This window comes from Paenibacillus sp. MAHUQ-45 (assembly GCF_058133325.1).
Map to the genome: position 1 here is coordinate 267,636 of NZ_JBYUPV010000008.1, position 13,991 is coordinate 281,626.

The 13,991-nt window shown below is 51.4% G+C and carries 12 protein-coding genes; 11 read left to right on the top strand and 1 reads right to left on the bottom strand.

Annotated features, from left to right (window positions below; genetic code table 11):
• The first annotated feature begins 130 nt into the window (after positions 1-130).
• The 4 genes from dapF (at position 131) to AC3Y23_RS18865 (ending at position 5,106) form a co-directional block, all read left to right on the top strand.
• Positions 131-967 (top strand): diaminopimelate epimerase, encoded by an 837-nt coding sequence (gene dapF, locus AC3Y23_RS18850; RefSeq protein WP_379201745.1) that lies wholly within the window; start codon positions 131-133, stop codon positions 965-967.
• A 151-nt stretch (positions 968-1,118) separates the two neighbouring features.
• Entirely contained in the window at positions 1,119-2,780 is a 1,662-nt protein-coding gene (locus AC3Y23_RS18855) for a spore germination protein (RefSeq protein WP_379201747.1), read from the top strand.
• Complete coding sequence (locus tag AC3Y23_RS18860; protein WP_379201749.1) at positions 2,773-3,978, top strand: Ger(x)C family spore germination protein; 1,206 nt, start codon at positions 2,773-2,775, stop codon at positions 3,976-3,978. Before AC3Y23_RS18855 ends, AC3Y23_RS18860 begins: the two co-directional genes overlap by 8 nt.
• 21 nt (positions 3,979-3,999) lie before the next feature.
• The gene (locus AC3Y23_RS18865) at positions 4,000-5,106 is read left to right on the top strand and encodes a GerAB/ArcD/ProY family transporter (RefSeq protein ID WP_379201751.1); all 1,107 of its coding nucleotides are present in this window, start codon (positions 4,000-4,002) and stop codon (positions 5,104-5,106) included.
• On the opposite strand, the gene AC3Y23_RS18870 is transcribed toward AC3Y23_RS18865, so the two are convergent.
• The gene (locus tag AC3Y23_RS18870) at positions 5,079-5,336 is read right to left on the bottom strand and encodes a hypothetical protein (protein WP_379201753.1); all 258 of its coding nucleotides are present in this window, start codon (positions 5,334-5,336) and stop codon (positions 5,079-5,081) included. The genes AC3Y23_RS18865 and AC3Y23_RS18870 overlap by 28 nt on opposite strands.
• A 163-nt stretch (positions 5,337-5,499) precedes the next feature.
• On the opposite strand from AC3Y23_RS18870, the gene AC3Y23_RS18875 reads away from it, so the two are divergent.
• The 7 genes from AC3Y23_RS18875 to priA all read left to right on the top strand — a co-directional run bounded on the left by AC3Y23_RS18875 (position 5,500) and on the right by priA (position 13,549).
• Positions 5,500-7,371, top strand: a complete 1,872-nt coding sequence (locus AC3Y23_RS18875) for a bifunctional homocysteine S-methyltransferase/methylenetetrahydrofolate reductase (RefSeq protein WP_379201755.1) — start codon at positions 5,500-5,502, stop codon at positions 7,369-7,371.
• Between the two features lie 38 nt (positions 7,372-7,409).
• Positions 7,410-8,306: a YicC/YloC family endoribonuclease gene (locus tag AC3Y23_RS18880; protein ID WP_379201896.1), complete on the top strand. Its 897-nt coding sequence runs from the start codon at positions 7,410-7,412 to the stop codon at positions 8,304-8,306.
• A 55-nt stretch (positions 8,307-8,361) separates the two neighbouring features.
• On the top strand, positions 8,362-8,622 hold the full coding sequence (gene remA / locus AC3Y23_RS18885; RefSeq protein ID WP_006209218.1) for an extracellular matrix/biofilm regulator RemA: 261 nt from the start codon (positions 8,362-8,364) through the stop codon (positions 8,620-8,622).
• Positions 8,623-8,641: 19 nt separating this feature from the next.
• On the top strand, positions 8,642-9,217 hold the full coding sequence (gene gmk / locus AC3Y23_RS18890; RefSeq protein ID WP_379201758.1) for a guanylate kinase: 576 nt from the start codon (positions 8,642-8,644) through the stop codon (positions 9,215-9,217).
• A gap of 39 nt (positions 9,218-9,256) precedes the next feature.
• A complete protein-coding gene (rpoZ, locus tag AC3Y23_RS18895) occupies positions 9,257-9,460 on the top strand; it encodes a DNA-directed RNA polymerase subunit omega (protein WP_379201760.1) in 204 nt (67 codons plus the stop codon).
• 283 nt (positions 9,461-9,743) lie between these two features.
• Positions 9,744-10,994, top strand: coding sequence for a bifunctional phosphopantothenoylcysteine decarboxylase/phosphopantothenate--cysteine ligase CoaBC (gene coaBC, locus AC3Y23_RS18900; protein WP_379201762.1), 1,251 nt, complete (start codon positions 9,744-9,746; stop codon positions 10,992-10,994).
• Positions 10,994-13,549, top strand: a complete 2,556-nt coding sequence (priA, locus tag AC3Y23_RS18905) for a primosomal protein N' (RefSeq protein WP_379201765.1) — start codon at positions 10,994-10,996, stop codon at positions 13,547-13,549. The genes coaBC and priA overlap by 1 nt, the downstream gene beginning before the upstream one ends.
• The last annotated feature ends 442 nt before the right edge of the window (positions 13,550-13,991 follow it).

The window sequence follows — 13,991 nt, forward strand, 5'->3', positions numbered from 1 at the left end:
GTCAATAGCATAAGCTCATTCCTTACGGTATGCTTGTTGCAGCCAAAGCCAGTATGCTAGTGTGCTGAACATCAGCGCAAGTTTATATGGCCCAATATGACAAGCCTATCTCTCAAGGAGTGACCTGAATATGGAATTTACTAAAATGCACGGACTCGGCAATGACTTTATTATCGTCTATGGAGAGCAGGAGCTGCCTGCCAATGCTTCTGAACTGGCAGTAACGCTCTGCAATCGGTTTTTCGGGATCGGGGCTGACGGACTGGTGTTCATTCTGCCATCCCAGCGCGGGGATTATATGATGCGTATTATGAACTCAGATGGATCGGAAGCGGAGCAGTGCGGCAACGCAATCCGCTGCGTATCCAAATATGTATATGACCACGGTCTCGTGAGCTCGGAGGAAATCGTTATTGAGACTATTGGCGCCGGAGAGCAGAAAGTTACGCTGAACGTGAAGGATGGCGTAGTCGAGACTGTAACTGTGGATATGGGCGAGCCAGTGCTGTCCGGCCTCCAAGTTCCGGTTGCAATCGATGCGGAGCCTGTACTGAACCAGCCGATTGAAACGGAAGGGGCGGCATTCAAATTCACCGCGGTGTCCATGGGCAATCCGCACTGTGTAATCTATGTGGAAGATGCGGTGTCCTTTGACCTGGCGACCTGGGGGCCAAAGCTTGAAGTGCACCCCCTGTTTCCGCGCAAAGTTAATGTAGAGTTCGCAACTGTTCTCGATCGGGGCCGGGTAGATATGCGTGTCTGGGAACGCGGTGCCGGACCTACGCTGGCTTGTGGAACTGGAGCCTGTGCAACCCTTGTATCGTCCGTGCTGAATGGCCTGACCGACAGAGCAGCCTGGATCAGCCTCAAGGGCGGGGATCTCTTTATCGAATGGAATGAAGAAGATAACCATGTCTATATGACAGGTCCCGCTGAAGTTGCCTACACAGGTACTGTTGAAGTGTAAGGGAACTGCTAATCGTCAATATGAGTTATGTTGTAAGCCAAGCCGTCACGTATTGTGACGGCTTTTTTATTATGCTAAGGCCAAGATCAGGCGAATAATGGAAGAGTCTGCCGCGAATAATAAGCTCCAGTGTGAGAAAGGAGGGAGAAGAGTGAACAGAAACGGCAGGTTCTGGCGTAGCAGTGAGGGCAAGAGAGAATCGTCTTCAGCTACACAAAATGGTAGTGTCAGTGGCACATCCGGGCTTAGCGCTGTACTAGATGAGACACTGGAAAATATGAAAAGTGAGCTAGGCGACAGCCCGGATCTGAAAATCCGCCATGTCCTTCTCGCCGGAGCGTCGCCAGTCAAAGCGGCTGCTGTTCATTTTAGTGAACTGGCGAATACAGACAGTGTCAACCAGTTTGTAGTCGGGTCTCTGCTGGAGGTCTCGGTAGATACTTTCAGGCAAGGTGAAGAGGGTTGCGGTAATCTGCCGGATTTTATACTCAAACGGGCCTTGGAGATCGGACAGGCAACCAGACTGGAGGCGTGGAACGAAGTCCTGCTTGCTCTTCTCTCGGGAGAGACACTGATCCTGCTTGATGGCTATTCTGTGGTGATTACCTGCGAGACAACAGGTGGAGAATGGCGCGCAGTCGGTGAGCCCAGCTCCCAGCTTGTGGTTCGAGGCCCCAAAGACAGTTTTGTAGAGTCAGTGGCTACTAATGTATCTCTCATCCGGCGGAGAATCAAATCGCCTAAGCTCAGGCTGGAGTATATGAAGATCGGCAGTGTTACCCAAACTCTTGTGGCTCTGATGTACATTCAGGACACAGTGGACAATGATCTGCTGGATGAGATCAAATTACGTTTGAACCGGATCAGAATCGATGGAGTGCTGGAATCAGGGTATATCGAAGAGCTTATTCAGGACAAGACCTTTACGCCATTTCCGACCGTCTACAATACGGAGCGCCCCGATTCCGCGGTTGCGAATTTGTTGGAGGGACGTGTGGTGCTGATCGTGGACGGTACGCCCTTTATCCTCGTGCTTCCAGCAGTCTTCACCCAGTTTTTTCAATCCTCAGACGATTATGCCCAGCGGTTTGATATTTCCCTGTTGATGCGAATTATCCGGTATATCAGTTTTATCGTGCTGATGCTTGGACCAGCTGTATACATCGCCCTCACTACCTATCACTATGAGATGATTCCAACCACTCTGCTGATTAGTCTCTTGGCACAGCGTGAGAACGTTCCCTTTCCAGCTTTTGTGGAGGCACTGTTGATGGAAGGAGCCATTGAAATTCTGCGGGAAGCAGGAGTGCGTATGCCTCGAGCAGTAGGGCAGACAGTGTCCGTTGTCGGAGCCTTGATTCTCGGCCAAGCCGTGGTGGAAGCCGGGATTATTACACCGGTAATGGTGATCGTGGTCGCCTTGACCGGGATCGCAAGCTTCGCTATTCCCGCCTATAATATGTCGATTGCGGGTAGGCTAATTCGCTTCTTCTTTCTGCTTCTGGCAGGGATGTTTGGTTTCTTCGGAATCACACTGGGCATGATTGTCCTGGTTGCACATATGAACAGTCTGCGTTCTTTCGGCATTCCCTATCTGGCGCCCATCGTTCCGCCTTCATCGAAATCCCGCAAAGATACCATTGTAAGACTACCGCTGTGGGCGAAGGGAGCTAGCAAACAGCACCCAACGGCGGTCTCCGTACCACTGGGCAAGAAAATCACCAGCGGACATGAGGAGAATCTCTCGCCCAAGTTCCTGGAGCAACATGCCGGAACAGCTGGTCCCAAGGAAGGGCGGGAACAGCATGAATAGGGTATTCCTGCGGGTAGCAGCGGCAATGCTGTGTTGCTCCATTCTACTCGGACTGACCGGCTGCTGGGACAGTGTGGAGCTGAACCGGAGAGCTGTAGTCACCGGGGTAGCAATTGACCGGGGGCCATCATTGGAGGAGAAATACGAGCTTTCCTTCCAGGTTATCGTTGCGGATGAGATTTCGGGCAAAAACGCCCGAGGCACCTCGCCCGTTGCAGTCTATACCGGCAGGGGCCGCTCTATGTTCGAAGCACTTGCTGATGCTTCTCGTCAGACGGCTCGATTTCTGTCATTAGGCCATGTCCGGGTGCTGGTCATCTCCGAGAAATTCGGGAGAGAAGGCATCAAAGACGTTATGGATGCATTGGAAAGGGAGAGTGAGACGCGCCTGACGAGTTATATGTTCATCTCCAAAGGACAGGCGGCAAAGGATAGTATGACCACCATGACGGTGTTCGGCAAGATTCCAGCCAATGATCTGGTGGAGAAGCTGGAGACCACCTCAAAGCAATTTGGCTACAACTTCAAGATGGAAGTGGATGATGTGGTCCGGGGGCTTCAGATTCCGGGTGGAGGCCCACTGATCAATGGCGTGCTGCTCTCCGGGGATGAGAAGAAGTCTGATACCAATGACAATCTAAAAAGCATTGCGCCAAAAGCAACACTGAAGGTGACGGACATAGCCGCTTTTAAAGGGGACAAACTAGTGGGCTGGCTGGAAGGCAGTGAAGCTGTCGGTACAGCGTTGATCAAGAACAAAATCACACAGATGCCGCTGCTGCTCAAAAGCGGGAAGGGAAACTACATGGCGTTTAACGTCTATCTCTCACAGGTCAAGATTGCGGCAGAGGCTGACAATCCCGAAGATCCCCTGATCCATATAAAAGTCACCCAGCAGGCAAGCCTTAAGGAATCTCCAAATGATCTGGATCTTGCGAATCCCCAAGTGTTAAAGGATCTCTCCAAGCTGGTGGAACAAGAAACCGAGAAGCAACTGACGGCGGCGCTGACAGCGGCCCGCAGCATGAATAGCGATTTTCTGGGCTTTGGAGAAGCCGTGGAGAGAGACAACAAGAAAGGGTGGAAGCGGGTCGAGAATCATTGGGACCAGATATTCAAAACATGCCGTGTCAAGTATGAGATTGATTCAGTAATCAGGCATACAGATATGCGCAGCAGCTCTTTTCAGGCCGATTAGTCCAGATTAAGGGGGGAGATTATGAATAAAGGTAGCATTAAGATCGGGTTATTTGAGATATTCACATTGACCCTGCTGTTCGAGCTTGGGACGGCACTGGTAGTGAATCTAGGTATGGAATCGGGAAAAGATGCCTGGCTCTCCATACTGATTGGGGATTGCATCGGCCTGTTTGTTTTTGCGGGGTATGCTTTTCTCTACAGGCGATACCCCAAGCTGCCCTTGACGGGCTACACCCGAAAGCTGCTAGGAAAATACATCGGCGCGGTGGTCTCCGTGCTGTACATCATTCTGTTCATGAATCTGGCGGGGCGTGACTTGCGAGATGGAAGTACAATGCTCGTCATGGCGACAATGCACCGGACACCGTTATTTATTATTTCAGTGCTCATGATCCTGTCCTGTGCCTATGTGCTGCACAAGGGTGTGGAAGTGCTGGCGCGGACATCGTTAATATTCGGGGTGATCGTGCTGTTTATCGGGCTCTTCTGTACGATTTTTCTGTTCCTGTCCGGGTCAATCAATAGCAACCACCTGCTGCCGGTGCTGGATAACGGGATTCAGCCTGTCCTGTCTTCGGTTCTGCATCAGAATTTCATGTTTCCTTTCGGGGAAATGATCAGCTTCACCATGCTAATGCCGTACTTGAGCAACAGTAAAAAAGGCCCCAGGGTCATCGGTGCAACGATGTTTTTATCCGGCCTGCTGCTCAGTTTTACGATGGCTTTGAATATTTCGGTGCTTGGCGCCGATATCGCGAATCGTTCCCCGCTCCCGCTGATGCCTACCATCAGCAAGATCTCCATTTCGGATTTTATCCAACGGGTCGATATCCTGGTTGTGATGGTGCTTATTATCGGTGTGTTTTTCAAAATGGCGGTGTTCTTCGCGGCAGCATTGGTGGGAATCTCGGAGCTGTTCAAGGTACCTTACCGGAAAATGGTTTATCCTGTCTCCCTGATTGTTCTGTTCATCTCCATGTTAGACGCCCGCAGCTTTACTGAGCATCTGCAAGAGGGCGGGAAGCTGTTGTATACGGTATATCCCTTCTTTATGCTGTTGTTTCCCGCGATTCTAATTCTGCTTTCCTTCATAAAGGGTCACCGTTCGCCGCCCCGTTCAGGCTGACGTCCGGTGATCCACTGCTTGATATCCGGAACTACTAGACACAGCAGCATAATGACAGCTATTAATTTCTCGGAGGCCGTGTACAGCAAATAGTTCAGGATATATGGGATATTATCCAGGCCATAGCCGAACATCCAGTCTCCAAAATATATATATAGCAGATTCAGCCCACACAGGAGCAGCAGGAGTGCATATTTCTGAAGCAGAAGTTTTCTTGTTTTGTTCTTCATTAGGTACATCTCCCTTACTTTTGCTTCAACATAGTATGAGGAATTTATGGAAGGGACATGCATCTCCAGTGGCGGGCCAGACATTGCTTTCTGCGAGAAAGCTTATCATTCATCCCGATTTATGCTACATTAGTATGAAACTAATGTTAGGGGAGGGCTTGCGGTGAAGCCGGATTTACGTTCCGCATGGGGAAATAAAGTGCTTGTCGGTGACGGTGCGATGGGTACATTTTTATATCAGAAAGGCTTCCCTGTAGGGATCTCTTATGAAGAATTGAACTTGACCTCACCGGAGGTTATTGAAGAAGTACATCGTAGCTATATTCAGGCGGGAGCGGTGCTGCTGGAGAGCAATACCTACTCAGCTAACTATGATAAGCTGTCTAAATTTGGCTTGGAATCCAAGGTCGAAGAAATTAACCGGACAGGTGTGAGGATTGCCCGGCGTGCCGCTGGAGAGGCTGGCTATGTTGTTGGGGCCGTTGGCTCAATCCGTGCCGGGAAGCGGGCCAATCTGTCCTCTTCGGAGCTTAAGAAATATTTCACACAGCAGATTACCGCATTGTTGGAAGAGGATGTAGACGGCATTATGCTGGAGACGTTCTACGATGTCGAGGAAATGCATTTGGCGCTCAAGACTATCCGCAAACACAGCTCGGTGCCGGTGATCTGCCAGTTCGCTATGGATGATACAGCCCGTACACTGGACGGGCTGACACTGCCGGAGGCGTTCCGGATTCTGGAGCAAGACGGTGCCGATATTATTGGCTTCAACTGTCGTACTGGCCCGATGGGGATCAAGCGCGCTCTGGGCACACTTCAGGGAAGTCTGACGCTGCCGGTCTCCATATACCCGAATGCAGGTATAGCGGATTATGTGGATGGACAGTACAAATATGGGGCGTCGCCTGAGTATTTTGGCCAGATGGCGATGACTTTTGCAGAGATGGGCAGCCGAATTATCGGGGGCTGCTGTGGAACAACTCCGCAGCATATTGCGGAAATCTCCAAGGCGCTGGCGGGCTACGAGCCGGAGGCGCTGCCGGAGCCGACAGTGAAGCCTGTTGAGCGTATTACAATTACAGAGCATTTGAGTGACGAGACTGGACGCGATGGAGGAGAGCCGACGCTGGTTGACCTCGTTAAGGAACGCCATACTGTCATAGTGGAGCTTGATCCGCCGCGAGATCTGGATATTAACAAGTTCATGAAAGGCGCGGAAGCGCTGCGCCGCGCCGGTGCTGATGCGCTGACACTCGCGGATAACTCGCTGGCTGTTACCCGTATGAGCAATATGGCGCTCGGCCATCTCGTACAGGCACGTACAGGGTTGCGCCCGCTGGTGCATATTGCCTGCCGGGACCGCAATCTGATCGGAACACAATCCCATCTGATGGGCTTCGATGCACTGGGTGTCAACCACGTTCTGGCTGTAACCGGTGACCCGGCCCGCTTCGGTGATCTGCCCGGTTCAAGCTCGGTGTATGACCTGACCTCATTTGAAATCATAAGAATGATCAAGCAATTGAATGATGGTATTGCATTCTCGGGTAAGCCGCTGAAGCAGAAAGCCAATTTCGTGATCGGGGCTGCATTTAACCCCAACGTCAAGCATTTGGACAAAGCGGTACAGCGTCTGGAGAAAAAAATCGCCTCTGGTGCAGATTATATTATGACCCAGCCGGTCTATGATCCAGAACTTATTGCCAATATCGCCAAAGCGACAGCGCATCTCAGCGTACCTGTATTCCTCGGCATTATGCCTCTTGCGAGCGGCCGCAATGCTGAATATTTGCACAACGAGGTACCGGGCATTCAGCTATCCGAAGAGGTTCGCAACCGGATGAGTGGGCTGGAAGGGGAAGCAGGACGGGCCGAAGGCGTGGCGATTGCCAAGGAGCTGCTGGATGCGGCTACAGAGCATTTTAACGGAATTTACCTGATGACACCTTTCATGTTCTACGATATGAGCGTACAGCTGCTGGAGTATGTATGGCAGAAGTCCGGGCGCAAATTGTCCCCCTTGTTTCGTTAAGTATAATCAATTACAATAGTGTAATGGATGTGATTCCGTTGTCATTTAGCATGACCGGATACGGTCAGTCGTCCCTGCAATTCGGCGGTTACAAGATTACGTTCGAAGTCAAATCGGTGAATCACCGGTACTGCGAAGTTGTACTGCGGATGCCCCGGGATTGGATGGTCTATGAGGATGTACTGAAGCGTAAGGTGCAGCAGCACATCAAACGGGGACGGGTGGATGTAGTTATTAACAGGGAGCGCGATGAGGAAGCTACTGCCGGCCTGGTATTGAACCAGGCCGCTGTGCAGTCCTATCTTCAAGCCGCGGATACGCTGAAAGAATCTTTCGGGATTGTTGGCGAACTCGGTCTGCGCGACCTGCTCTCATTGCCTGGCGTAATGGAAAGCAGGGAGGAAACTGCGGGTCTTGACTCGGTATCCCCCGAAGCTCTGTCTGAAATGCTTGAGCAAGGCCTGGATCATAGTCTGCAGTCCCTTATGGAGATGCGTGTTCGTGAGGGAGGCTATCTGGGTGCAGATCTTGAACAGCGGCTGAGCCATCTGGAGCAGCTTCATGCTGATATGGTGGGACTAGCTCCAACGGTTGTAAGTGAATATCGGGACAAGCTGCGCCAGCGGCTTGGCGAACTGAATGACGGATCCTTCCCTTTTGATGAACATAAGTTTGGAATGGAAATCGCCATTTTTGCTGACCGCTGCAATATTGATGAAGAGCTGACCCGGCTCCACAGTCATTTCGAACAATGCAGAAGCCTGTTGAGAGGGAACGAACCGGTAGGGCGTAAATTGGATTTTCTCATTCAGGAGATGAATCGGGAGACGAATACTATCGGTTCCAAATGTAATCACTTGACATTGGCTGGCTGTGCGCTGGAAATGAAAGCGGAGCTGGAGAAAATTCGGGAACAGGCGGCGAACTTAGAGTAACCGTAGCCTTGATCCACAAGCGAAGATGTAACTTATTGGGGGGAACAAACGGAACATGGCCATTAAACTTATCAACATCGGCTTTGGAAATATCGTGTCGGCAAACCGTATCATTTCCATTGTCAGCCCGGAATCGGCGCCGATCAAACGTATCATCCAGGAGGCCAGAGACAGGCATATGCTGATTGATGCCACCTACGGTCGCCGTACCCGTGCCGTCATCATTACGGACAGCGATCATGTCATCCTGTCTGCGGTTCAGCCAGAGACTGTGGCGCACCGCTTGTCCAGCAAAGACGACGATAACGACGAATAACGATTAAATGGAGTGTATTATGTCAAAAGGATTGCTGATCATATTATCCGGCCCATCCGGTGTTGGTAAAGGAACTGTCTGTACTGCGTTGCGGCCTAAGATGCCGGAATTAATATATTCCGTATCGGCTACAACCCGTAGCCCGCGTGCAGGTGAAGAAGACGGTGTCAATTATTTTTTCAAAAGCAGAGAGCAGTTTTTGTCCATGATCGAAGCCGATCAGCTGCTCGAATACGCAGAATACGTGGGTAATTATTATGGTACTCCACGTGATTTTGTGGAACAGACACTGGAGAGTGGAAAGGATATTATCCTGGAGATCGAGGTGCAAGGCGCCTTGAAGGTCAAGGAGAAATTCCCGGAAGGCATCTTTGTGTTCCTGCTTCCGCCGTCCATGGATGAGCTTAAGGACCGCATTCGCGGCCGCGGCACCGAGCATCCGGATGTCATCAATCACCGTATGTCGGTGGCAGAGGATGAGATCAACTTGATGCAGCATTATGACTATGCTGTCGTTAACGATGAGATCGATCTGGCCTGCAAGCGAATAGAAAGTATCATTATCGCCGAACATTGTAAGATCAGGGAACTGTAGGTCGGTTCTATTAACAGTAAATTATAAAGAGGTGCTCACGTGTTATATCCATCCATTGATGAAATGATGAACAAAGTGGACAGCAAGTATTCGCTCGTTGTCGCTGCATCCCGCCGTGCCAGACAATTGCGTGAAGGCGGAAAGACTGAAGTTAAAGCTCCTAAATCCCACAAGTTCGTTGGGGTTGCCCTTGAAGAAGTCTATGAGGACCGTATCATCGTAACAAAAGGGGAAGAAAACTAGTCCCAAGCAGCTTCAGCATAAACGGACGCCGCCTTCCCAAGAGGCGGGCGCTGCCGTTTTTTTTCTGAGTGAATTAGCTAAAGGTTGAAGTGACAATTTAGCGATAATAGCCCGGACCGGGCTGTTCCTGACAACCGGAAGGTTGTTATTTTTTTAAATATAAGGATGTTATGTTCTACGCTATAAATCATCCTTATATTTCTCGTTGAAACGGATACCGTCCCTTAAAGGACGGTAAAGCCGTTTCTACTTGCTCACATGATCGCTCAATTGCAGGATGAGTATGAGGAGGAGGATCATTTTGAATAGCTTGAAGGGGAAAAGGATTATACTTGGCGTAACCGGTGGGATTGCAGCTTTCAAGGCAGCGTCTTTAACTAGCAAGCTGGCCCAGAAAGGGGCCGATGTACATGTGATTATGACAAAATCGGCTAAAGAATTTATCACCGAACTGACGATGCAGTCATTATCCAAGAACCTGGTGTACAGTGATACGTTTCAGGAGCGGGACCCGTCTCTCTTTGCCCATATAGATCTTGCGGGTAGTGCAGATCTGGTGCTGGTTGCGCCGGCCACGGCTAATATTATCGCTAAAATGGCCCATGGCCTGGCAGACGATATGCTGTCCACTACACTTCTGGCTACAACAGCTCCCATCATGGTGGCTCCGGCCATGAACGTGCATATGTACCAGCATCCTGCCGTTATGAATAACCTCGATATTCTCGCCCGTAGAGGTGTTGGGTTCATTGAACCGGGTGAAGGTATGCTGGCTTGTGGCTATGTCGGTAAAGGAAGACTTGAGGAGCCGGAGACGATTGTGCAATGTGTTGAACGTTTTTTTGCCAAGCAGGAGACAGTGACATCAGGACCTCTAACCGGCAAAAAAGTGGTCATCACCGCTGGCGGAACTGTGGAACGAATTGATCCGGTCCGTTATATCTCTAATGACTCGTCCGGGAAAATGGGCTTTGCCCTGGCCCGTGCCGCAAGACTTATGGGTGCTGAGGTCACTCTGATTGCCGCCCGTACGGATGAAGCGTTGCCGCAGGAGGCTGGCATTCATGTGGTGCGAGTGCAATCGGCCGAGGATATGTACAATGCTGTCATCGCGCATTGGGAGGACTGTCATATTCTGATCAAAGCTGCGGCTGTCTCAGACTATCGTCCAAAGTTCAGTGCGGATACCAAAATCAAGAAAAGCGGAGAGACGATGACGCTTGAGCTTGTAAAAACAACGGATATTTTGGAAACACTGGGCAAGAAAAAGGAAAATCAGTTCCTGATCGGTTTTGCGGCCGAGACGGGCAATGCGGAGATGTATGCTAAGGACAAGCTGGTTCGCAAGAACTGTGATCTGATTGTCGCTAATGATGTAGCCGTACCGGGTGCCGGATTTGGGACGGATACGAATATCGTATCTATTTATGACCGGGACGGACTGGTAAAAGAGCTGCCGCTGTTGTCCAAGGACGAGGTTGCGAAGCAACTGCTCATCCTGGCGGCAGAACGAATTTCCGGAGTCTCTTTATAATGGATATAGCCAAGGTCATTGTCGATGTACCCGTACGCAGCACTGACCGGCCTTTTGACTATAGTATCCCGGAATCGCTGAAGCTCTGGATTGAAATCGGCAGCCGTGTTGCTGTTCCTTTCGGGCATCGTACAGTACAGGGGTTCGTTGTATCGCTGGAATCCGGAGAAACGGGTTCAATGTCAGGATTGAAGCCGATTCAGGAGGTGCTGGATCTTATCCCTCCGCTGTCGCCGGAGCTGGTCGAACTGGCAGATTGGATGAGTCGGAAGTATGCATGCAGGAGAATATCCTCTCTGCAGGCGATGCTACCCACCGCATTGAAGGGCAAAGCCGAACGACTGATCTCGTTGGGCGAGTCTGCTGGTGACCTGTCCTCGGGTGATGGGTCTGACGGCATCTTTCCTGAAGATGAGCTGTTCTCGATGTTTGACGATTCAGGGAGCGAAGAGCGGGAGATTACCGAATTTGTGCGGCGGGCCGGGGAAGTGTCTATGAAGCAGTTGACTCGCTCCTTCCCGGATGCTGCGGAGACGGTGAAGTTCATGCTGCGCCGGGGTGTCCTGTCGGAGAGTCAAAGCATCAAGGACAAAATGGGCAAGAAGAAGATAAAGGTTGTAGACCTGATTATGGATGTCGATTCGGCTCGTGAGGCGCTGGCTAGCTTCCCGGCAAGGTCTGCACGACAGAAGGAAGTGTTGACCTTCCTGATTGAGATGGCTGCTATGCTGCCATTGCCACTCAAGGAAGTGTTAGCGGTCCTGCAGGTGACAGCAGGTACAGTGAAGGGGCTGGAGGAAAAGGGCTACATCGAGATCGGCGAGATTGAGGTGTACCGCGACCCTTACCGGGGCCGTGACTTCAAGCCAACTGCGCCTCTACCACTTACCATGGAGCAGCAAAACGTGTACTCCCGCATTGCAGCCACAGTGGATGAACAGCAGCATGAGGTATTCCTACTGCACGGTGTAACCGGCAGTGGTAAGACGGAAATCTACCTCCAATGCATACAACGTTGCCTCGATCAAGGTCGTCAGGCCGTGGTGCTGGTGCCGGAAATTTCCTTGACACCACAGATGGTGGAACGATTCAAGGGTCGCTTTGGCAGCGGTGTAGCTGTGATGCACAGCCGCTTGTCGGCCGGGGAGCGGTACGATGAATGGCGCAAGATTCGCGAGGGAAAAGCTACGGTTGCTGTTGGAGCGCGTTCGGCGGTGTTTGCACCGTTTGCTAACCTGGGCTTGATTATCATGGACGAGGAGCATGAGACCTCCTACAAGCAGGAAGAGAATCCGAAGTACCATGCCCGTGATGTTGCGGTACGCAGGGCGGAGCAATGCGGGGCTGCAGTTATTCTAGGCTCGGCGACACCGTCGCTGGAGAGCTATCATGCCGCGCGGTCGCGAAGTGACATTCACTTCTCGCCAGTGCTGCTGGAAATGCCAAGTCGTGCACTTGGCAACCCGTTGCCGAAAGTGCAGGTCGTGGACATGCGCGAGGAGCTGAAGGAAGGCAACCGCTCGATGTTCAGCCGCAGGCTCCATGCTGCTCTGGCTGAGCGCTTGGAGCGGGGAGAGCAGACGGTGCTGCTACTGAACCGCCGGGGCTTTTCCACCTTCGTCATGTGCCGGAGCTGCGGGTATGTAGCTACTTGTCCGGAATGCGATATCTCGCTGACCTTCCACAGTCGCAGCAACAACCTGCGCTGTCATTACTGCGGTCACGCCGAGCCGGCGCCGCAGCTCTGCCCGGAATGCGGAAGTGAGCATATTCGCTTCTTCGGGACTGGCACGCAGCGTGTTGAGGAAGAGCTGGGCAAGCTTTTTCCGGGTATCCGGGTGATTCGGATGGACGTGGATACCACCACGGAAAAGGGTTCGCATGAGAAGCTTCTAGGTCAATTCCGGGATAAAAAAGCCGATGTGCTGCTGGGAACGCAGATGGTGGCCAAAGGTCTTGATTTTCCGGATGTGACGCTTGTTGGTGTCATCACGGCGGACTCGGCGCTGAATCTGCCAGATTTCCGTGCAGCCGAGAAAACGTTCCAGCTACTCACCCAGGTGGCTGGTCGGGCAGGGCGTCACCAACTCCCCGGAGAAGTGGTCGTGCAGTCGTACACACCGGAGCATTATTCCATTATTCATGCTAGCGGGCATGATTATCATGCCTTCGTCCGCGATGAGCTGAAGCATCGCAAAGGCCTGCATTATCCGCCATATTGTCGGCTTATTCTTGTGACGTTGTCGCATGAGCAGCTTCCGCTACTGCTGCGGCTGGCCGAGAATTATGCGCTGAATATACAGGGCAAAGCCAAGCAGCTGCGATGGTACGGAAGCCTGGACAAGCTGTCTGCGGATGCGCTCGATCTGTTGGGTCCGGTGGCTTCGCCGCTGCCGCGTCTGAAGGGCAGATACCGGTTCCAATGTATGATCAAATGGCGCGGGAGTATTGATGCGGTAGGTCTAGCACGACAGGTAGCAGCGGAGCTGGAAGATTCCGCGCGCGATACAGGATTGCAAATCAGTATTGATGTAGACCCACAAATGTTAATGTAGACCCGCAAACGTTAATGTACAGCGGGATCATGTTGCAATAGGTGGAAGAATGTTTATATAGCTATCTAATGTGAAAACATCTAACGTCCGGGACGGGTGATGGGTGGAATCCTTGGTATACGAGGGTGCGACTTGAGATAAATCAGGTCACTTCGGTATCACAGGTAACTCCGGTGTCACAGGTGTCACAGGTATCTCAGGTATCACAAGCAACTTAGGTGTCTCAGGTAACTCAGATGTCACGGGTAACTTAGGTGTCTCAGGAAACTTAGGTAATTCAGGTATCCCAACTAACTTAGGTGTCACAGGTAACTCAGGTATCTCGGGTATCTCAGGTAACTTAGGTATCACAGGCAACTTAGGTGTCTCAGGTAACTCAGATGTCACGGGTAACTTAGGTGTCTCAGGAAACTTAGGTAATTCAGGTATCCCAACTAACTTA